Consider the following 23066-nt stretch of genomic DNA (forward strand, 5'->3'; position numbering starts at 1 on the left):
GCTGGCTTAATCGCTGCTTATAATTTTGGATCTTTGCCTTGGGCATGATCAAACAAATAGCCCACTTCTTTTGCGCTCTTATCTTCATGTTCACGATCTTTACGCTGTTGCTCCAATTCTTTTTTCTTCTTGTTGACTTCTTCCAGGATCGGCAATGGATCAAGCCCGCGCCAGAGCGGCAACATTGACATCATGGTTAACAATAGACTGCTCGCGCGCAAAGACCAAATCAACAAACCAGTGGTCACAGAAAAAGTTATCCCTGCAATAACGGCTTTGCGATCATGCTCCTCTTCCATTGCCTCATCCATTTGCGCACGGATGCGGCGCACTTCGTTATCAAAATCGGCCGCTTCCCAAGGTGCGAAACCGGTATCTGGTGCGATCAAGCTAACAAGCGATGACGATGCTGTGATTGAGGTTAGTGGCATATTGCTACTACGGAGCAATTCTTCTGCGCGGATATAATCGCGACTTGATTTGTCATCGACATAGACAAACTCATTGCGCTCATCATTACTGGAGATCAACGTCGGATGCGAAATACCAGAATCAAGTGAGTCATCCGGATTAACTGGTAAGGGCAATTCACCTATACCTCCACCACCATTTTCACCAACGACTGGTGGGTTCGCCACAGGTACTTCTGTTACCGGAGGTGCGATTGGCGGTAGCGTCGGGTTCACCGGCACAACCGGCTCTTCCGGAATTATGACAATGTCTTTCGTTGTCACCGTCACTTTAAATTGAGTCTCGACCCACGCGCCATCGGTATCTATCGCACGCAGGGTAATAATCGACTCACCACCTGACACTGTTGCAAACGCCACCGTCATCATGCCGGTAACAGGATCAATGTTTACACCGGTTGCTACTGCGGGATTAGAATTTTCCACCAGCAAATAACGCAGGGCTACCCCATCTTCAATATCGCTAAATACCGTATGCAAATTAGTTTGCTGGGCTGGCGCACCAGCCAGTACTTTTATATCAGCTATGCCAGTTGTGATCGGTGTATCGTTCACAGCAGCTATATTAATCTGCACTGATGTTTCAACACTGGCACCTTGGGAATCCTGTGCGCGAATAATAAGAATGCTGTTACCAAATTGATTAGCAGCATAAGTGAGTTGTAGTTTTCCTGTGACCGGATCAATTACCGCACCACTCACTAACGCAGGATTGGAATTGCCTACAACCGAATACTGCAGCTGACTTGGGGAATCTTCTTCATCACTAAACGCGGCAAATAAATCGAGCGTATCACCTGCTGAATCTTCAAAATTATTGATGGGCGAAAAACCGGTAGTCACAGGTGCATCATTTACTTCCGCAATTACTAATTGAAACCGGGCAGGAGTGGTTGCAATGCCATCACTGGCAATCACATGAATAATAATTGTACCCGTATCATCGTTTGTGGGCGTGCCGCTAAAGGTGCGGGTGGCAGCATCAAAACTCAACCATGCAGGAAGAGCAGCGCCACTACTTAATTGTGCGGTATAGGTAAGCGTGGTGCCCGCATCGATATCATTAAACGTATTTGCTGCAAATTGGAAATTGAAGTTAATGTCTTCAGTCGCATTCTGGTCAGCAATAGGATTCGCAACAACAGGTGTATCGTTGACATTATTTACGACAATAATGAAAGTATCACTCACGATACCGCCGAGACCATCGTCAACGGTAACCTCAATTGAAATACTGCCAACATCGTTATTCGTGGGTATCCCACTGAATGTACGCGTAGCGGAATTAAATGTCAGCCAAGCCGGCAGGGCTCCGCCGCCACTTAGTTGTGCGGTATAAGTAAGTGTACTGTCTGCATCTACATCGATAAAAGTATTCAGTGGCAATTGAAAATGAAACGCTGCATTTTCGGTTGCAACTTGATCAGCAATAGGATTGGCAACTACGGGAGCATCATTGGTATTAGCAATTACAATTGCAAAAGTATCGGTAACTGTTCCGCCCAAACCATCATCGGCAATAACATCAATAATCAATGTGCCTACATCGTCGTTAAGCGGTGTACCACTGAAAGTGCGCGTCGCTGCATCAAAACTCAACCAGGATGGCAGAGCACTTCCGCCACTTAACTGCGCACTGTAAGTTAGTGTGCTGCCCGCATCGATATCGTTAAACGTATTTGCTGCAAATTGGAAATTGAAGTTAATGTCTTCAGTCGCATTCTGGTCAGCAATAGGATTCGCAACAACAGGTGTATCGTTGACATTATTTACGACAATAATGAAAGTATCACTCACGATACCGCCGAGACCATCGTCAACGGTAACCTCAATTGAAATACTGCCAACATCGTTATTCGTGGGTATCCCACTGAATGTACGCGTAGCGGAATTAAATGTCAGCCAAGCCGGCAGGGCTCCGCCGCCACTTAGTTGTGCGGTATAAGTAAGTGTACTGTCTGCATCTACATCGATAAAAGTATTCAGTGGCAATTGAAAATGAAACGCTGCATTTTCGGTTGCGACTTGATCAGCAATAGGATTGGCAACTACGGGAGCATCATTGGTATTAGCAATTACAATTGCAAAAGTATCGGTAACTGTTCCGCCCAAACCATCATCGGCAATAACATCAATAATCAATGTGCCTACATCGTCGTTAAGCGGTGTACCACTGAAAGTGCGCGTCGCTGCATCAAAACTCAACCAGGATGGCAGAGCACTTCCGCCACTTAACTGCGCACTGTAAGTTAGTGTGCTGCCCGCATCGATATCGTTAAACGTATTTGCTGCAAATTGGAAATTGAAGTTAATATCTTCAGTCGCATTCTGGTCAGCAATAGGATTCGCAACAACAGGTGCATCGTTGATATTGTTCACCACAATATCAAAAGTATCACTCACTGTTCCGCCATTGCTGTCATCGGCAATCACTTCAATTGAAATAGTACCAACATCGCTATTTCCCGGTGTGCCACTGAAGGTGCGCGTAGCAGAATCAAAGCTTAACCAGGTTGGTAATGTGCCGCCGCCGCTTAATTGCGCACTATAGGTCAATACATCACCCACATCCTCGTCGGCAAACGTGTTAGCCGCAAACCGGAAATTAAATGCGGTGCCCTGGGTTGCCGTACGATCAGGAATATTATTGGCGAGTGTTGGAGCGTCGTTGGTGTTTGCAACTGTAATCACAAAGGTATCGATCACAGTGCCGCCAAAACCGTCGTTCGCAGTAACCTCAACGGTCCAGGTTCCTACATCATTATTCGCCGGTGTACCGGAAAAGGTGCGGGTTGCAGAATCAAAACTGAGCCACGGTGGCAGGCCACCAAGCACGGCCAGTTGCGCACTGTATGTGAAGGTATTACCTGCATCAACATCACTGAAAGTATTGGCTGCAAATTGGAAATTAAATACAGCATCTTCATTAGTGACTACATCCGGAATTGGATTTGCAACTGTTGGCGCAGTATTGGTATTGATAACGTCGATATTAAAAAATGACGATGTGGAGGCACCGTGATTGTCGATTGCAATTAACTCAACCGTCATGGTGCCCGCTTGATACCAATGCGGTGTACCGGCAAATGTTCTCGTGGCCTCATTAAACGTCAGCCATCCTAAACTGCCACCACCCGCTAATTGCGCGCGATACGCAATGGTGTCGTTTGCATCCGGATCAGAAAAAGTATTGAGCGGCACGACTAAATTAAAAGGTAATTCTGCATTGATAGTTTGATTTGCAATCGGATTATCCAATACCGGGGCAGCATTAGTACCATCGTCTTTGGATACTTTAAAGGCGAGATCCCATCCCGATGGATGAGGCACACCATTTTCAATCAAAGAGCCGTCTGCATACACATTACTGCTATGACGCGATACCAACACCAAACCGTCAGTACTACTGCTACTGATTTGGATAACATAAGTTTGTTGGTCGTTGAGCGCTACATCGCCAAAACTAAACGAGTGCCAATTGAAACCATCGCGACTAATTTGTGAAGATGGAATGGAAGCACTTGCTAAAATTGCACCGTTCCAACTATCACGCAGTTCAACGGTAATGGCCTGCGGCGCGGCGTGATCATAACGCGCCAGATAAAGACTGATTTCATTAACCGAGTAAGTCGCACCGGCACTGTCATAGGAAAAACTTTGACCTAATTGATTGGCTGATGAAACCGGATTGAAATTACTACCACTACCCGTATCGATATATTCGGTATCGGGAGCGCCGGCAACCGTAATCGTAAAGGTATCGGTGACTAAACCGCCGTTACCATCGTTGGCAGTCACATCGATACTCACTGTTCCTGTATCAGTCGCAGAAGGCGCACCACTGAATGTGCGGGTACTTGCATTAAAACTCAGCCAGCTTGGTAAAGTACCGCCGCCAGCCAGTTGGGCACTGTAGGTCAGCGTATCGCCGACATCAATATCGTTAAAGGTATTGTCAGCAAATTGGAAATTAAAAATAACATTTTCAGTCGCGGTTTGATTAGGAATCGGATTCGCGACTGTCGGCGCATCGTTAGTGTTGGCAATAACAATATTGAAGGTATCGGTAACTGTGCCACCATTGCCATCGTCTGCAGTCACTTCAATTGAGATAGTCCCGACATCAGCATTGGCGGGTGTGCCATCAAAAGAGCGTGTCGCCGGGTTAAAGCTGAGCCAACCCGGCAAGGGCGCACCGCCCACCAGGGTTGCGGTATATGTCAGTGTATTCAGATCAACGTCAACAAAAGTGCCGGCCGCAAATTGGAAATGAAAGGCGACGTCTTCCGTTGCATTCTGGTTAGGAATGGGCGATGCCACGGTAGGTAGATCGTTAACCGGGGTAATGGTGATATTGATATTGTCTGTATCTACCAAGGTGCCGCCGGAACCGGTATTACCCAAGTCACTGGTGGTGATGGTCAATACGGCTGCACCGGCGTAATTAGCAGCAGGGTTAAATGTGATTGTTGCCAAGGCGGCATTAATATCTGCCTGGGTTCCACGAAAAACCAGTGAGGCATCTGCCGTACCATCACCTGTCGTAAAATTCAGGCCTGCTGTTCCTGCGAGCGTCAGTGTGCCGTTAGTTACCGACAGCGTCACTTCCAGGTTGCCCGTTGCGGCATCAACATCGCTTATCTGAATTTGGTTTCCATTGCCCGCGCTGAATACCAACGCTGTATCTTCCGCAGTGGATTGGGCACCTGGTACGGTGTTTACCGGGGCATCGTTAATGGCCGTAATATGAATCGTCGCGGTCTCATTACCTGTTAGTGCGCCATCACTCGCGGTGATGGTTAATGTAACGGTCGCTGCCGGTACGTCACTGTCCAATCGATACGTCAGGGTGCCGCCATTATTTCCCGCCAAAAAATCATTAATTTGCGCCAGGGTGCCGGTGACAACCAGATTGGACGTCCCATTTCCTGAAAAAATGCTCACACCTGTAGTGCCAACGTTTGCCGTTATTTCGCTATCAGGTCCCGGCCCTGCAATAGTCAGCGTAATTGAATTGCTATCGACATCAGCAACGGTAATGCCTGTGCCATGCAGATTCAACGCCACCTGCTCATTGGTGTAGTAATCCGCAGACAGCATACTGACGATGGGCGCATCATTAACGTTGCTTACCGTAAGGGTAAATGTATCGGTTGCTGTACCTCCATTGCCATCGTTAGCCGTCACCTCGATGCTTAAGGTTCCTACATCACTATTGGTAGGTGTGCCACTAAATGTGCGGGTCAGTGGATCAAAACTCAGCCAGGCAGGCAAGCCTCCCCCTCCGAACAACTGTGCGCTGTAGGTCAGTATTGCGCCTACGTCTACGTCATTAAAAGTATCCGCTGCAAACTGGAAAGCAAATGCCACATCTTCTGTGGCGTTTTGGTTGGGAATGGGATTATCCAGAAACGGGGCATCGTTAGTATTGGCCACAATGATATTGAAGGTATCTGTCACTGTGCCGCCATTGCCATCACTGGCAATCACATCAATGGACACCGTGCCTACATGAGCATTCAGCGGCGTACCGCTAAACGTGCGGGTCGCCGGATCAAACGTCAGCCAGGCAGGCAAAGCTCCACCGCCAGCCAATTGCGCAGTGTAACTCAGGGTATCGCCAACATCCTGATCGGTGAAAGTATCGGCCGCGAAGGTAAAGTTAAATGCAGAATCCTCGGTCGCATTTTGGTCACCGATGGGGTTCAGGACTGTCGGGGCATCATTGGTATTGGCAACGACCAGATCGAAGGTATCGGTTGCTACCGGACCACCATCATTGTCTGCCGCTGTCACTTTAATGGTGATGGTGCCTACATCACTATTGGTAGGCGTACCGCTGAACGTGCGCGTTAAGGGATCAAAATTCAACCAGGCAGGCAGAGCGCTGTTATCGGACAGGGTGGCGGTGTAGGTCAAGGTGTCACCGACATCCGGATCATCGAAGGTGGTATCGGAAAAAGTGAAACTGTAGAAAACATCTTCAGTAGCAGTCTGGTTGGGAATCGGATTAACCAGCACCGGTGAGTCATCAGTATTGCCAATCACAATATCAAAGGTATCGCTAATACTTGCGATGCCGTCACTTGCAGTGACTTCCACACTGATGGTCCCCACATCGCCATTGGCCGGCGTGCCACTGAAGGTGCGAGTGGCAGGATCAAAATTCAGCCAGCCCGGCAAAGGCGCTCCACCGCTAAGTTGCGCACTATAGGTCAGGATTGTACCGATATCCGGATCAGTGAAAGTGTTAATCCCGAAGGTGAAATTAAACAGCGCATTTTCTGTCGCCGTCTGGTCAGGAATAGGGGTTGAAACGACCGGTGCATCATTGGTATTGGCGATGACAATATCAAAGGTGTCGGACACAGTACCGCCTGCACCGTCATTCGCCGTCACACGGATCGAGATAGTTCCTACATCACTATTAGTGGGAGTACCGCTAAATGTCCTGGTTCCCGGATTAAAGCTCAGCCAAGCCGGTAACGCACCGCCGCCTGCCAATTGAGCACTGTAAGTCAAAGTGTCGCCAACATCCTGGTCGGTGAATGTGCCCGGATCAAACTGGAAGCTGAACGCCACATCTTCCGTCGCGTTTTGGTTGGGAATAGGAGTAGCAACAGTTGGTGCATCGTTGGTGTTAACTATGGTGATGGTAAAGGTATCGGTAACCGTACCACCGTTACCGTCATTGGCAATTACATCAACCGAGATACTGCCAACGTTGGCATTTAACGGAGTACCACTAAATGTCCGGCTCGCCGCATTAAAACTGAGCCATGAAGGCAGGGCCCCACCCCCATTGAGTTGAGCGGAATAACTCAGGGTATCGCCATCGATGTCATAGAAAGTATTGCTGGCAAAGGTGTAAGTAAATAGCGCATCTTCAGTGGCGTTTTGGTCAAGGAGTGGATTAGCCACTGTTGGCGCATCATTTATTGGATTAAGCGTGATATTGACGGTATCGGTATCCGTCAGGGTGCCACCCGAACCACTATTGCCCAAATCGCTGGTTGTTAGCGAAAGTACTGCATTACCATTGTAGTTGGCGGTGGGGTTGTAAGTCAGGGTTGCCAGGGCATTATTGATATCCGTACGGGTACCTGTGAACACCAGGGTGTTATCGGCAGTACCATCACCGGTCGTGAACGCCAAACCGGTTGTACCCGCCAGTGTAAGGGTGCCATTAGTGACCGAGAGTGTCACCTGCAAGTTACCGCCGCCCACATCGATGTCATTAACCTGAATTTGGTTGCCGTTGCCTGCACTGAATACCAATGCGGTATCTTCCGTACCGACCTGGGCACCCGGCACTGTATTGACCGGCGCGTCATTGACGGCATTAACCGTAATAGCAACTGTATCGCTATCACTCTGGGGACCACCGGTACCCGAATTGCCCAGATCATTAGTAATAATACTGAGCGTATCGGCTCCGTTGTAATTGGATATTGGCGTATAGGTAAGGGTCGCCAGGGCGGTATTGATATTGGCAACCGTACCGGTAAATACGAGGATTGCATCGTTGGTACCATCGCCCGTGGTAAACGATAATCCCGCTGTTCCCCCCAAGGTCAATACCCCATGCGTGACACTCAGTGTCACCTGCACATTTGATGAAAGTGCATCAGCATCGGAGATCTGGATGCGATTGCCATTGGCAAGGTTAAATACCAAGGGCGTATCTTCGTTGGTCGATTGCGCACCCGGTACCGAATTGACCGGAGCATCGTTGGCCGTTGCCGTGGTGACAATATCGAACTCATCCGGCGTCGCGGATTCACGGCCGGTATTGTCCGTAGCGTAGAGTCTGATCGTGATAGTGCCGGCATCGCCATTTGTCGGAATACCGCTGAATGTGCGGGTAGCCGAATCGAAACTCAACCAGCCGGGTAAGGGGCTTCCGTCAGCCAGTGTGGCGCGATAGCTAACCACTGCACCGCCGATATCGGGGTCAATAAACACCGGCGAAGCCTCATTAAAGTGCGGAAACTGATACGAAAACGGTGTAAAACCGAAAGCCGTCTGATTGGGGATAGGATTAACGACGAAGGGCGCTTCTTCGAGGTTGTTGATAGTCAGAGTAAAGTCATCAAAAACACTCAAGCCACCAGTGTCAGTGGCGGTTACGCGAATATTAAGCGTACCTACATCGCCATCATCCGGTATACCGCTAAAAGTGCGGGTAGCTGCATTGAATTGCAGCCAGACGGGCAAACTACCACCCCCAACCAAGGTAACGCTATAACTCAGGGTGTCACCATCAACATCATTGAACGTATTGGCAGGAAAGGCGTAATTGAGTGCATCCCCCTCGGTCATAGTCTGGTTGGGTATCGGATTGGCAACCGTCGGTGCATCATTGACCGCATTCACCGTAATACCGATAACGTCCGAATCTTTAAGTGGGCCACCGGAGGAGCCTGCTTCACTGGTAAAGTTCAGCGTGGCCGAACCGTTGTAATTGGCGGTTGGAATGAAGTTAACTGTTGCCAAAACCGCGTTGATATTGGCCAGGGTTCCATTAAAAACCATAGTCGCATCGCTGGTTCCATCACCGGTAGTAAAAGTGACACCAGCGAGGCTTCCCAACGTCAGGAGACCATTCGAAACCGACAAGGTGACTTTTACGTTGCTGGTGTCCATACCCAAACCACCAGGGTCAGTAACCTGGAGACGATTACCGTTAGCAGCACTGAACTGCAATGTCGTGTCTTCATTAACCGTCTGCGCACCGGGAACAGAATTCAACTGGTTGTAAACTGTAATCCCGATATTACTGACAGTATCAACGCTGTTGATCCCCAGGTCTTTACTCGTAATAGTGAAGGTATCATTACCCACAACGTTGTTGGCCGGTGTGTAAGTAATCGTAGCCAACGCTGCATTAATAGCGCTGAGGGAGCCTTGGATCCGCATAAAATAATCGTTGGTACCATCGCCCCCACTGAAAGTAAGGCCTGTCGTTTGGCCAAGGGTTAAAGAACCATTATTTGCGGCGAGGGTAACTTCCATCGCATTCGGAAATGCATCCGCATCGGAGATTTGTATTTGATTGCCATTGGCAGCACTAAATACCAATGGTGTGTTTTGCCCTGTGAACTGCGCACCGGGAACCGTATTGACTGATGGCTGGTTAACACCATTGTTGTAACTAACCAACAATTTCAAATCCGCACTGGCATTGTTAGCACCGGAGACAATCATCTCCGAATCATTCCAGATATTGCTATTGCTGTAAGCGACCGACACATTACCATCAGCATTACTGCTGCTGACACGAACAGTGTAGGTTTGATTGTCATTCAACACGACATCGCTGAAATTAACCGTCTTCCAGGCAAACTCTGTAGTTAATTTATCAAAGCTAATCGTCTGGCTGGCAAGGGTTGTTCCATTCCAGCCACCAGAGCGCAACTGGATAGTAATGTCCTGGTTTGCTGCGCCAGCGGATCTCATCAACTGGACACTGATTTGGTTAACGGTATATGTCGCGCCGGGGCTGTCGTAGCTGAAGGTCTGCCCCACATTCACGGCGGAGGATACTGACTGACTACTGTTACCCCCCTGGATATTGATGAAGTGGGTTGTTGCCATTACTCCCACAAAAGACTGTTGTAACTCCGCGCTCATTAAAATCGGGGTATCAATATCGCCGACCCTGTATTCCAGTTCCCAATCACCGTTAAGCGATTCATGCCCGGTAACATTATTACTCGCCGCCACATCAGCCGCCGTCAGTTGGGCGATTCGATCAATCATCATCTGGCCGGCGGGATTAATCGCCACATCACAGCCATACAATAAAATATCCGCATCGTCCCGCAGGGCTTTACCCCAGGCAATCAGATCATCCTCGTATTGGAACAGGGTGTTGCCGGTCAAGCTGGCATTGCCCAGTTCAACCGCACCTGCGGAACCGTGGGAAACAATATGGATTGCACTGAGGCCGGTATATTGCGTCAAGGCAGCCGTAATCTGCTTAACACCGTCTTGCTGGGGATCGAGGTAAATAACAGTGATGTTGTCGGTATCATTGCCCTTTTTTATATCATCGACAATTACCCCATAATCTTTTATCGCCGTATCGACAAATACCACTGTGGTGATTGCGGCGTTTTGATTGAAGGGAATATCTGCCTGCGGGTCGATATCAAAAGACTGGCGCTCCATCATCGATGGTTCGTCCGGCCTATAAATACTGACCAGGTCCACCTCTTGGGCAGCCTGGGCCAGATACTGAACCTCGGAATTGCCATCATCAAACACAGCGATATCGGCTGTGGCAGAAAATAATAATCGCGGCTCAAGGGCTTCGATTAACGGACGGCGGTGACGCGGTGACCTTGACATGTAGTTCGAATAGTTCAGTTGATTTGCGCTGCTATTGCGACAAGCAGGCAAATAGGTTTAAGGACTGGTAAATACCACTGCATCCTTGGGATTTATGCGCACCCGCCCAACCGTGGCGGTACGTAACTCTGCATAAACCAACAGCACAACATGGGTGATCGGGAACATCACAACATCCGTAAAATCGTATTTATCAATTATTAGTCGGTATAACGTTATTCGAGAGACGCAATGTGCTCGAAAAAATGCACTAAGCCATTATTCTGGCACATTTTTCTACAATGTCATGGCTCATAAAAAAATAGTCTATCGCTTACCCAGATTACTTTTTTCTGGTTTTAAACATTCGGCATCAAGGCAGATTACGGGTATCAAGCAAATTAAGGGTGACGCCGTCAAAACTCACCCGGCATTTCAGACCGCTAGGTAAACGGTTGTCTGGATTGGGGAAAAAAAGCCGAATACCAAAAGTGTTACTCGGGCCATCAATCACCTGATCAACCAACACGACTTCGGCCCTATAGCTTTTGTCGGCAATACCCAATTCCGGCACAACACTGGCTTTCATGCCGGCTTTGACTTTGCCATAAAGACTCGCAGGTGCGTATACCTCGACACGTAACGGATCCAACTGCGCCAGCTTGAGCACCGGTTCAAAATCAATGTGCTCGCCAGGCTCTTTCATGCGCTCAACGACAATACCGTCAATAGGGCTCACCAGGGTGCGTCGCTGCAAATCCGCCAAAGCGCGCTTGTGCTCCAACTCAGCCTGACGCTTGCGGTCCAATGCCTGTTGTAACTGTTGTTGGGCAATGGCGTGCTCGGTTTTAAGCTTGTCCAGTTCGGAAAACGAGGCGGCCTTTTTCTCGTACAGATCTTTTACCCGGGTCAAAGCGCGATTACTGAATTCCAGCGCGAGCTGTTGCGCCTGCACATCGCTGGTTAACTCCGCTTGCACGCGCCGCAACTCAGCGGTCGCCGCTTCCAAACCTGCATCCAGCCGTGCAACCACATCCCCTTTTTTTACCAGGTCATTCTTATCAACTAATACTTCGCTGATAACGCCCTCAACGGCGCTGCTCATCTCAACCATTACCGAAGGTTCGATACGGCAATTCAGTTGCGCAGGCTCCTGGGTTTGCGCAATTGCCTCACTGCCGAACAGCGCAATCAACAGTGAAAATCGAGAGAATGTATACATGATCAATCCGCTATAAAAATACAAATCGCTTATTACTATAGTGCAAAAAAGCGGGTTACGAAAAATGGCGAATAAAAAGTTGCTGGAACGAGCGATACCACTGCGCTGCAAGCGGTTCCGCCGGATGCCGGAATTTCACATAAGCGCGCTCGCCATAACGACCGGATTGCACGAAATCCTGCAGGGACAAATCCAGCAAAAACACTTTTTCTTTAACTCTTGTACCCGTTGGCTGGTTAGCATCCACCGCCAGGCGACCGCCACCCCGGGCGCCTAACACCTGGCTGGGCAATTCCTGCGTGGCAATCGGAATATCCTGTATGACTTTTCCCGCAATCGTGTGTGACGGATTGCTGGCAAATTTAATGCTTACCTCTTTCGTCGCTTGCCGCACCAACCCTACCTCTTCTTGCAATAGCGCCGTACGTACACGAACTGCATCGGGCTTTTCGATAAGCGCCAGCTCATCGCCCTGCTTTAAAAAACTACCGGGTAAATGATATTGGCGGGTAATACGGAAAATTCCGCTGGAAGGACTGCGCACAACCAGGTTTACGACGCGCGCTTGCAGCAATTCAATTTCGGCTTTGATGCCATTGATATCCTGCTCCAACAATTGCGCTTGCACGCGATCATTAACCCAGGCCTGTTGGTAACGCGCATCGTATTCACGCAGATGCGCCTGCTGCGCAGCGAGATTCGCAACCAATACTGGATTGTGCAAACGCAATAATTCTTGCCCTTGCTCAACTTGATCGCCATCTGCCACTAACAGTTGCACCACCTCCCCACTGGACTCGACTTTCACCCGCGCTTCATCTGGCAACCAGAGTACCGCTTCAGCGGAGGTAGACATCGGCATAGGCACGGCCACCAAAAATAAAATCAATAATGCTGCACTCGTGGCAGTCACTGAGAGCGCGCGTTTGCGTGAAGCGGCCAATTGTCTATCGCGAATTAGATAATTGAGTGCCTTAATACCGGGCCACAACAATTGAAAAAAAATCAGCCAACAGCCAATCACCAATCCCAGCGTCGGGAAATAATTTGCCACCAACATAATAATAAAAAACAATATAAAGACACGGTAAGCGAAAGCCGCAATGCTGTAACCCGTCAAAAGTACCGCCTCACGTTCATTCACCGCGGGCGAAAAAATGCCGCTCACACCGTAAGCATAGCGACGTAATAAATAGCTGAATTGTTGGTTGGCGCGGGTGGCGAGATTGGGCAGATCAAATGCATCTGTCAGCAGATGATATCCATCAAAACGCATCAATGGATTGCCATTAAAAAACAATGTGGACACACCGCCGATAATAATAATGTTGTACAAAAAATCGCGCAGGAAACCATTAGGTAGTTGCAGCCACAACAACAATGCTACCGCCGCTAACAATAATTCTACGGCCATCCCGGCCGCGCCAACCATCAACCGCTGGCGCTTGGATTGAAAGCCCGTTGCTGCGCTGGCATCCACATAAGGTAAAGGTGTGCCTACCACAAACACTACACCGCAATCATTAACCTGACCCCCCCAGACTTTGGTAAATAAACCGTGCCCCAATTCATGCAGCACTTTAAAGCAGGGATAGGTCAACCACAGCAAAAATAAATTGGAAGGCGAAAGTATTCGATCCAAATGCCCCAGGGTGAGTTCAGTCCAATGATTACCGGCTTGCAATACCGCATAGCCCACGATTAACAGCCACATCACACCCATGCTGCGCGTGGCAAGTAAGCGCGCAACCGGCATCAATTTATCGAGCAGGCGATCCGGATTGCCTAAAGGGATATTCCAGGTGAGCGGGTTCATTAATAACCGCAGCCAGCGCTGTTGTTTTTTCTGTTCGCGCCGTGCGAATAATTCCTGGGTATTCGGCGGCAGGTCGCACACTAATAAATCGGCGACGTGCAAATATTGCAGCAGGTGAATTAAATCATCGCGCGTGGGAACCTCATCGACCGATGTATAAAAGTCGGCGTCGGCCGCCGACGCTAATATCTGCGCTAGTGAATTGCGTCCATTCATTGCACTAATCAACCGCCAGGCCGATGGTGTCAATCGATGGAAACGGCCATTGCTTTTATCTTGCAGGATATACCAGCGCTCGCCGTTGTAATCGCGCCGTTGGATATGGATATGACGCGGCAATGAAGGACGTAAGGATTCAAGGCGCTGCCAGATGGGATTGCTATTAGAGGATTGGGAGTCAGTCATCATCCAATCACCAGAGGCTCAAGCGTAACCAATGCCATAAATCATGGAACATGATCCAGCCCAAAACACGGCGCCCGGCAATTAATTTACCGTTACCCGTCATGCCGGGGCGTAACACGTCCAATTCGCGGGTTAGTTCGGCATCGACACGGAAATAATTTCGCCCGTCACGCACTTCACTTATTGGCGTAATGGTTTTGACACGTACTGCAAAAATATCTCCGGGCAAACTGGAAAACTTCACTTGCCCCTCCTGGCCGGGATGCACAGTCGCTATATCGCGCTCATCAACAAACATTTGCACCAAAAACCCTTGTGCTGCCGCAATTTCAAATAATACCTCACCCTGCTTTACCGGTGCGCCCTGGGCTTGCGAGATATCGTCGGAAACAATAATGCCATCCATAGGAGCATTTAATTGTGTGCGCTCCAGTTGTTGATCTACCAAGCGCAATTGAATACTTACTTGATCCATTTGTGCATTGGCAATCGCCGCTTCAACACGATTGGAATTCGCGAGTGCGGTATCGTATGCCTGACGATACTGTTGTACCTGGCTCGCCAACTTGCGGCGTTCCAACCGTAAATCATCATCATTTAATTGTGCGAGGGCGGTACCTTTTTTTACCGTATCGCCAGGACGGGCAATAATTTTTCCCAGATAACCATCTTGCGGTGAAACGACCAAATACTTTTCAGTCGTCTGTAAAGTTGCATTAGCGCCAACGCGATATTCAACAGGAACGAACAGCGCCACAACAAAAACCAGCAGCACTGTCGCGATAATTTTACCGCGCCAAATACCCTCGCCAAACCATCGTTCCAGGCGCTGGGCAGTGCGCCGCTTCAAGCCCTGCCATACGCTTGCAGCAACTTGTTGGCGCAAAGCCAGAATCGCTCCGGCAAAATGCAATGCCTGTTGTAAAAAACTGCGCAGGTCATCGGATAAGTTCGCTTGTTTATCCAGCTCAATAGTGAGCACGCCTACAATCGTCTCGCCATTGCGCACCAATAAACTGTGCACCGATTGCAGTTGCTGGTGTTGCTGTAACTGTTGATGGGCGCGGGTGATCAATCCCGGCAGAGGAGTCACGGCATCCGGCAATTCATTCGCGATAGCAGCAGGTGAAAAATCAATGGCGACCCCCTGCTCTGCTGATTCCAGCATCGCCTCGCTAATCGCCTGCATTGCCTGGGTGCGTTTATCAAAATTGGCGGAGAAAGAAACTGCTTCCAGCTCGATACCTTTAGCAGTGCGCAACCCCAGGCTTATACGGGTTGCCTGTAAAAATCCGGCCAACAAATTAACCAAACTGATGGCTGTTTCTTGTACCGACTTTTCTTTCAATAAACTGGCACTGAACTGCAGCAAGGCGGGGTGGTGAGCGCTTTTTTCCAGTACCGGGGGAGGAGCGACAACGGGATTACCTTCCGCCTCCGGTTGTTGCAATAAAAACTGCAGCCAATATTGACCGAGCTTGAGATTTTTTAATACGGCAGGTAATTCTTTTTTATCGGCCAACTCCAGCCGTAAAGCCAGTACACCCCAAGGTTCATCCTCAATAATCAAGGGCTGGCCAAGGATAAAATGGTCATCGCCGTCGGGTGCGAGATGTAAGCGCCCTTTATCCGCAGCCAGCTTGAGTGTCTCGCGCAGGGCTTTGTTGTTCGCACCGGCATTTGGCCATTTAGCCAGGATAGTGGGCGAGCCTGCAGAGGTTTGCGCAAGCATAGCTGCATTTACATTGCCAAGCATTTGGCATTGCATACTAAGCCAGAGTTTGAGCGACGCTTTATAAGACTGCATGGGCATTTACTAGTATGTTTTGTTCAAGTCATTGGGGGAGAGGAAAAGCCCCAGGCAATGAACATCATTGTTATCGTTTTAATTCCGAACTAACGACATAAGTTCTCATTAACGGAATACAGAAGGTCAAAGCAAGTCTAGATCTAATAGCAATAGGATGTAAAAAATCGCTTCTATTTATTAGGGGTTATAACGCGAGGCGCAGGATAAACGAATGAGGAACAACCTGCCAGCCTTCATTTAATGCCGGAATGCCTGTCGCCAGGTACCTGTTCACGCCGCTCAGCAACACGCTGCAGAATCTGCAGTTTTGTCGCATCACTCACCGTACTCCAACACGTGATCTCATTGAGGGTGCGAAAGCAGCCAACGCAAATATCTGCCTCATTCAAGCAACAATTTCGCACGCAGGGCGATTCGACGGGCATCGTCATGAATTATCCTTCAATTATTATTCCCCATTATTATAAATAAGATAGATAACTAACTATTTTATCTGCAATTTGACTTTTTAAGCGTTTTTATCAATTGCTCATCTACACTCAGTTTGTTGTTGCCGTCCTCCTTGCATTCAAAGCCAATTGAAAATTGACTGGAGGAAAATTCTATGGATTGAACGAGATATGCACAAAACTGAATATTTTAATGATGGCTATCCTTTACCACTAATATTGATCTCAGGCTTTTTACTCATGCTGGGCGTTAGTGTGCTGATTACTTGGCACGCACCTCACGCACTGTCGAGGATTTATCCTTATATAACGCTGATGACCTACAATACCGCAATAGGCATTATCACCTGCGGCTTGGGTTTATACGCCATTCTGCGCTCTCACCGGGTGCTTTTACTCATCTGCTGTTTTATTTTATTCGCACTCGGCGCGCTTACAATACTGGATTTAATTGTCGGTATTCCGCTCGATACTACTAACTGGTTTATTGTTTTACTTAGCGAACCGCCTGTGCATACCCAACCTATGTCACCCGTTAGCAGTGCAGCATTTCTGTTAGCCTCCATCACATTATTTTTCGGAATTCATGCCGACGGCGCACGCAGCATAATTGCTACATTACTGAGCTTGTTGATTTTCTTTACTGCTGTATCCACGGTGATTAGTCAGGAATTTGGACTATTTCCCAGCTTTATCTGGATGGGAATAAAAATGTCGCCGCAAACGGCAATAAGCCTGATTGCCTTTTCGTCAGGTATTTTTATCCTTCGCTACAAAGCGGCCATTGAAGCATTTAATCGGTTGAATTTTTTCAGCCGACTGGTGACCGGTTTTATTTTTATGAGTTTGTTGTTTATTGGCGTAGGGTCAATCGGCTTATTGCAAATCAATAACGTTGCCAGCATTTCACAAAAGCTTTACCAAGGGCCACTGCAAGCCAGCAATGCATCACTGCGTATTAAAAATGATATTGGCAATCTGAATCGCATTATTAAAGATGTGGCGATTAACCCTGACCTGGCTAAAGAAAAAAATATTCCCGCCATACTGACAGAGGTTCAATCGAAAATCGCCACTGAACTGGCAATCATTGAACTTGAGCACTTGGCAAAAGGCGATATAGCCCAGTTTAAAATCCTTTTTAACGATTGGGAAATTGTTATCCGGAATATTCATCGGCAATTACTAGCCGGAGACATTGAAGGATATCGACAAATTGCCCTCAACCAAATTCAGAACACTACGGTTACTCTGGAAAAATTGTGCGACAACATGGTGGTTGAAGCGCAAGAACAAATGCGTCGGCTGAATGAACAAGCCATTCTTACCAAAAATCACTCCGCCAATTTGATGCTGGTAGTGATTGCCGGCTTTCTACTCGTCGGCATTTTAGTCGCGGCATTAATTACCCGCAGCCTGAGTTGGCAACTGCAAGAAGTTCGTCGCGCAATGCTATCTATCTCTGAAGGGCATACACAAACTGAGATTCCATTTTACGATCATCCCTATGAAATTGGTGACATGGCCAAAACCTTGAAAATATTTGCGCACAACATTGATGAACGAAAAAAAGCAGCGCAGCTATTAGCACAACACCAACAGGAATTGGAAAAAACCAATCATCGGTTGGCGCAGACTAACAAAGAACTGGAAACCTTTGCTTATGTTGCATCTCACGATTTGAAATCTCCCCTGCGCGGTATTGCACAGCTTTCAAGTTGGATTGAGGAAGATCTGGAAGAGAAAGAATTTTCCGAAGTCGACAAACATACCAAGATGCTGCGCAATCGCATTCATCGAATGGAAAAATTACTCGATGACATGTTGGTTTTTTATCGTGCTGGCAAAGCAGATGGTGTTATCTCAACAATTGATCTCGAGCACATGGCAAGGGAGCTGTTTGAAATCCAAAATACCAAACCCGGCCTGCGGCTTGAGTTGGGCGAAAACTTACCGGTATTTAATAGCCTGAGCACGCCCTTCGAACAGATCCTGCGTAATTTATTTTCCAATGCACTCAAACATCATGATTTGGATGAAGGTGTGATCCGTGTTGAAGCGGAAACCGCTGCCAACGATTTTTATGCCGTCAGCGTGATTGATGACGGCCCCGGTATTCCCGCCAAATTCCAGGAGCGGGTATTCGGTATGTTCCAAACATTAAAACCGCGCGATGAATTGGAAGGCAGCGGTATGGGGCTGGCGCTGATTAAAAAAATTGTAGAGACCTACGGCGGTACTATTGAGGTTTATTCCAATGGACGCGGTTGTCGCTTTACATTCACCTGGCCCAAAACTATCGAAAGGAAACAACAGCATGATTGATAAAATTCATCCTACCAACAGTGAGGAATTTAAAACGGTCAGTTTGTTAATCGTAGATGACGACGATATAGATGCAACTGCTCTAAGGCGCGCGTTACATAAACTCAAATTGCTGAATCCCCTCTACCGCGCTAAAGACGGTTTGGAGGCACTCGAAATATTGCGTAATGGCGAAGTACCCAGTCCCTATATTATTTTGTTGGATATCAACATGCCGCGCATGAATGGCCTGGAGTTTTTGGAAGCGTTACGCGCGGATCCGGAACTCACTTATGCGGTAGTGTTTGTGCTGACCACGTCCAAATCAGACGAGGACATTATTGCCGCCTATCGTGAACATGTGGCGGGTTATTTACTTAAACAACGGATGGACAGCGATTTTATGCAGGTAGTCAGCCTGCTCGACCACTACTGGCGAGTAATTGAATTGCCCGCCAAAGAGAAATAAAAATTAGCCGGGTACGTACACAGAGGTGGAGAGGTAATTTTGCATGAAGCTTTTGCTCATCGATGACAACGAGCTTGATCGACAAGCCATTATCCGTACATTCAAAAAAACGGAATGGGATATCACCATTGCGCAGGCCAGTTCTGCCAATGAAGGTTTGGCGCAATTCGACAGCGACGATTTTGATGCGGTGCTGCTCGACTATCGCTTACCCGACATCGATGGAATGGAAGTTCTGCAATTGCTCGCCAAGCATCCCCATCATCATGCAGCGGTTATTATTCTCACCGGCGCCAGTGCTGACGATGATCTCGAACGCGAATTTATCGAAGCAGGCGCACAAGATGTTTTATTTAAATCTGAAATCGCCCATAAACATCTAACCCGCGCCATTACGCATGCGCGTGCCCGTCATGTATTAGAGCGACAATTATTTGAAAGCCATCAGCGCTTGCGTGCTCTGGCGGAAAACGATTCGCTCACTGGACTCGCCAACCGCTACTATTTTGATGAAAGTTTGCGGGCCGCTATCCAGCGTGCAAAACGCCACAATGAACAACTCGCATTATTATTTCTCGACCTCGATAATTTCAAATTTATTAACGATGGCCTCGGCCATACGATCGGCGACCAAGTACTAAAAGAAGTCGCTATGCGCTTGCTGCATGTAGTGCGCGCGGGCGATATTGTCTGCCGTTTAGGCGGTGATGAATTTGCCATACTCGCCCACAATTTTGATTCGCAAGAAGCAATCAGCCAACTCGCACAACGCGTTCTGGATGACTTGCGTCGCCCTATTCTGGTAGGTAGTTTTGAAAACAGTATTTCCAGCAGTATTGGCATCGCTACCTATCCGGAAGCAGGCGAAAACGCCGTCGATTTACTCAAAGCTGCCGATATGGCGATGTACCGCGCCAAGCAAGATGGCCGAAATAACTTCCAGTTTTTTTCTACCGCTATGCAAGCGCAACTACAAGATCGTGTACGGCTTGAAAAAGAACTGCGCGCATTGATTCCCACCGACCATTTTATTTTGTTTTACCAACCGATTGTGGATGCGCAAACGTTTGAAATTTGTGGGGCAGAAGGTTTGATCCGTTGGGATCATCCGGAGCGCGGAATTTTACCGCCGAGTGAATTTATTACACTCGCCGAGGAAATTGGTTTAATCAGCGAAATTGATTCCAAAAGTCGCCTCAACGCCTGTCGTCAACTCGCCAGTTGGCGTGCGCAGGGATTGGTCGATGACAATTTCAATATGAAATTCAATGTCTGTGCGCAACTGCTTACCGATGACGATTTATATCAAGGTATTATCGACGACCTTACCAATACCGGCGTTCCCGGTCGTTGTGTCAGCCTTGAGATTACCGAGTCGGTATTGATTGAGAATCTTGAATGCACCGCGAAAAGCCTGAAAAAAATCCAGGATTACGGTGTAGAAATTGCCGTCGATGATTTCGGCACCGGTTATTCATCTATGGCCTATTTAAAAGAATTACCAGCACGTACATTAAAAATCGACCGCAAGTTTGTGCAGGGCATTCCCGATAATGCCGCCGACTGCCGCATTCTGCGTGCGATGATTGTATTCGCCAAAAGCCTTGATTTGACGGTGGTGGTCGAAGGTGTGGAAACCCGCGAGCAGGCGCGCGTTTGCCGCGATTACGGTGCCGATTTATTACAAGGTTATCTATTCTCCAAACCGCTTTCGCCAGCAGCATTCGAACAGTTGCTGCAAACGCACAATGCAAATGATTGGGCAAACCGCCTCTCTACCCTTGGAAAAGCCTGTTAAGCGGGGTACAAGAGATACATATCGCTCAATAAACAGGCACATAGCCAAACCCAATGCTGCGAATTGAGTCAGACAATTTTGCACGGCTATTGTGATTCGCCTATCATGCCCTCACATCGAGTCGCACCCATTTCGCTTTAACCCTTTTGCATCAAATTCAAGGATTTCCTATGAGTGACGTACAACACCATCGCCTGATTATTCTCGGTTCCGGTCCTGCTGGTTACACCGCCGCCATTTACGCTGCGCGCGCCAACCTCAAACCTGTTGTGATTACCGGCATGCAACAAGGCGGTCAATTGACAACTACCACTGAAGTAGAAAACTGGCCTGGCGGCGTGCACGACCTGCAAGGCCCGGATTTGATGGTACAAATGCAGGAGCACGCCGAACGTTTTGATACCCGGATTATTTTTGACCACATCCATGAAACCGTATTGACCGAGCGTCCTTTCAAACTGATCGGCTCAAACACCTATACCTGTGATGCACTGATTATTTCCACCGGTGCGTCTGCCCAATATTTGGGTTTGCCATCGGAAGAAGCATTTATGGGTAAAGGCGTGAGTGCCTGTGCTACCTGTGACGGTTTCTTCTATCGCGATCAAAAAGTTGCCGTAGTTGGCGGCGGTAACACAGCCGTAGAAGAGGCATTGTACTTATCCAACATCGCCAGCGAAGTAACGTTGATCCACCGTCGCGACAAGCTTAAATCCGAGAAAATTTTGCAAGACAAACTGATGGCAAAAGTAGCAAACGGCAATATCAAAGTGATCTGGAACCACCAGCTTGATGAAGTTCTGGGTAATGATTCCGGTGTAAATGGTTTGCGCCTGAAAAGCACGCAAGATGGTACAACGCAAGAGATTGACGTTGCCGGCGTATTTATCGCAATTGGCCACAAGCCCAACACCGATATTTTTGAAGGCCAACTGACCATGAAAGATGGCTACATCAAAGTGAAAAGCGGCTTGGAAGGCAATGCCACCCAAACCAGTATTGAAGGTGTATTTGCCGCGGGCGATGTAGCTGACCACATTTACCGTCAAGCAATTACGTCATCGGGTTCAGGTTGTATGGCGGCGCTTGATGCTGAGAAATATCTCGACGATTTGAAATAATCCCGAGCATCATTTTTAGCAAAAAAGTTAGTAGCAAACAGTTATAAAAAGAGGAAAATCTTTACAGGTTTTCCTCTTTTTATTTTCAAACTCGATTTATTTCCAGACCAATCACAATATCGTTTAGCGATTAACGGCCTGATGCCTTATCCAATTCCTTGCGCAAATTGCTCAGCCATTGATTGAATGCCAAACGCACCTGGACATTATTGGTTACACGATTGTTCTCCTCCCAAATTCTGCCGAGATCGCGCTGGTCAGTAATAATCGCCTGTGGCTTACCGGAAACCGAGTCATACAGCGTAATTTCCAATGTCATGGTACCCATGCCTTCACTGTATACCTTCATATTACCGGGGCGCCCTTTCATATCGTCTTTGCTCGCAAGCGGAGCAATTTCCAATACTTTTGCCGCTACCGTTAATGTATCGGCACCGGGTTGCAGTGCAGTGGCGTAGGTACCGTCGGCGATCAAATTGCTCATCAGCGCTTCGGTGTAGCGCTCTTGATAATAACGGCGATCAGCATCATTCAATTCCCAAGGCGTATCAAACACGAGATTATTGGATGACTGCTTGCGGATTTTTACATCGCTCAAATCCAACTGCTCAACAATCAGTTTTTTATACTGCGAAAATTGCGCACCTGAGGCGATAAAAGTGCCGTCAAAACGGGTTCGCTGTACAGCGGTCAGACCGGCTTTGTCTGCTTTAACCTGCGCATCTTTTTCATGCTTTTTTGTCATTGAGCAACCGGCAACCAAACTGGCTGCAAGCGCAAGTAACATGAACCTGGATGCGGTGTGTTTCAGTATCGTTTTCATGGAGTTACCTACCTGTATAGATAAAACAATCTGCGGTTAATCCGCGG

At 48.0% G+C, this 23066-nt stretch carries 10 protein-coding genes; 4 read left to right on the top strand and 6 right to left on the bottom strand.

Translation table 11 applies throughout. The features are described from left to right. Positions 1 to 17: 17 nt before the first annotated feature. From AC1RJL_RS07705 to AC1RJL_RS07725, 5 genes are all read right to left on the bottom strand, one after another. On the bottom strand, positions 18 to 10823 hold the full coding sequence (locus tag AC1RJL_RS07705) for a putative Ig domain-containing protein (RefSeq protein ID WP_492912575.1): 10806 nt from the start codon (positions 10821 to 10823) through the stop codon (positions 18 to 20). Positions 10824 to 11175: 352 nt separating this feature from the next. Further along, a complete protein-coding gene (locus AC1RJL_RS07710; RefSeq protein WP_492912577.1) occupies positions 11176 to 12024 on the bottom strand; it encodes an efflux RND transporter periplasmic adaptor subunit in 849 nt (282 codons plus the stop codon). A gap of 55 nt (positions 12025 to 12079) precedes the next feature. Beyond that, positions 12080 to 14248, bottom strand: coding sequence for an efflux RND transporter periplasmic adaptor subunit (locus AC1RJL_RS07715; RefSeq protein WP_492912579.1), 2169 nt, complete (start codon positions 14246 to 14248; stop codon positions 12080 to 12082). Positions 14249 to 14252: 4 nt separating this feature from the next. After that, a complete protein-coding gene (locus AC1RJL_RS07720) occupies positions 14253 to 16052 on the bottom strand; it encodes an efflux RND transporter periplasmic adaptor subunit (RefSeq protein ID WP_492912581.1) in 1800 nt (599 codons plus the stop codon). A gap of 236 nt (positions 16053 to 16288) precedes the next feature. Then, entirely contained in the window at positions 16289 to 16486 is a 198-nt protein-coding gene (locus AC1RJL_RS07725; protein WP_492912583.1) for a DUF1289 domain-containing protein, read from the bottom strand. A gap of 189 nt (positions 16487 to 16675) precedes the next feature. Between AC1RJL_RS07725 and AC1RJL_RS07730 the strand changes: the two genes are divergently transcribed. The 4 genes from AC1RJL_RS07730 to trxB all read left to right on the top strand — a co-directional run bounded on the left by AC1RJL_RS07730 (position 16676) and on the right by trxB (position 22196). After that, the gene (locus AC1RJL_RS07730; protein ID WP_492912585.1) at positions 16676 to 18829 is read left to right on the top strand and encodes a sensor histidine kinase; all 2154 of its coding nucleotides are present in this window, start codon (positions 16676 to 16678) and stop codon (positions 18827 to 18829) included. Continuing rightward, positions 18822 to 19277 (top strand): response regulator, encoded by a 456-nt coding sequence (locus AC1RJL_RS07735; RefSeq protein ID WP_492912587.1) that lies wholly within the window; start codon positions 18822 to 18824, stop codon positions 19275 to 19277. The genes AC1RJL_RS07730 and AC1RJL_RS07735 overlap by 8 nt, the downstream gene beginning before the upstream one ends. Positions 19278 to 19320: 43 nt before the next feature. Then, the gene (locus AC1RJL_RS07740) at positions 19321 to 21075 is read left to right on the top strand and encodes a putative bifunctional diguanylate cyclase/phosphodiesterase (protein ID WP_492912589.1); all 1755 of its coding nucleotides are present in this window, start codon (positions 19321 to 19323) and stop codon (positions 21073 to 21075) included. A gap of 170 nt (positions 21076 to 21245) precedes the next feature. Further along, positions 21246 to 22196: a thioredoxin-disulfide reductase gene (gene trxB, locus AC1RJL_RS07745; protein WP_492912591.1), complete on the top strand. Its 951-nt coding sequence runs from the start codon at positions 21246 to 21248 to the stop codon at positions 22194 to 22196. A gap of 130 nt (positions 22197 to 22326) precedes the next feature. Here the strand turns inward: trxB and AC1RJL_RS07750 are convergent, their stop codons facing one another. Next, positions 22327 to 23019, bottom strand: coding sequence for a DUF3313 family protein (locus tag AC1RJL_RS07750; RefSeq protein WP_492912593.1), 693 nt, complete (start codon positions 23017 to 23019; stop codon positions 22327 to 22329). Positions 23020 to 23066 lie beyond the last annotated feature (47 nt).

It is taken from the genome of Cellvibrio sp. GW822-FHT04B05 (genome assembly GCF_058800985.1).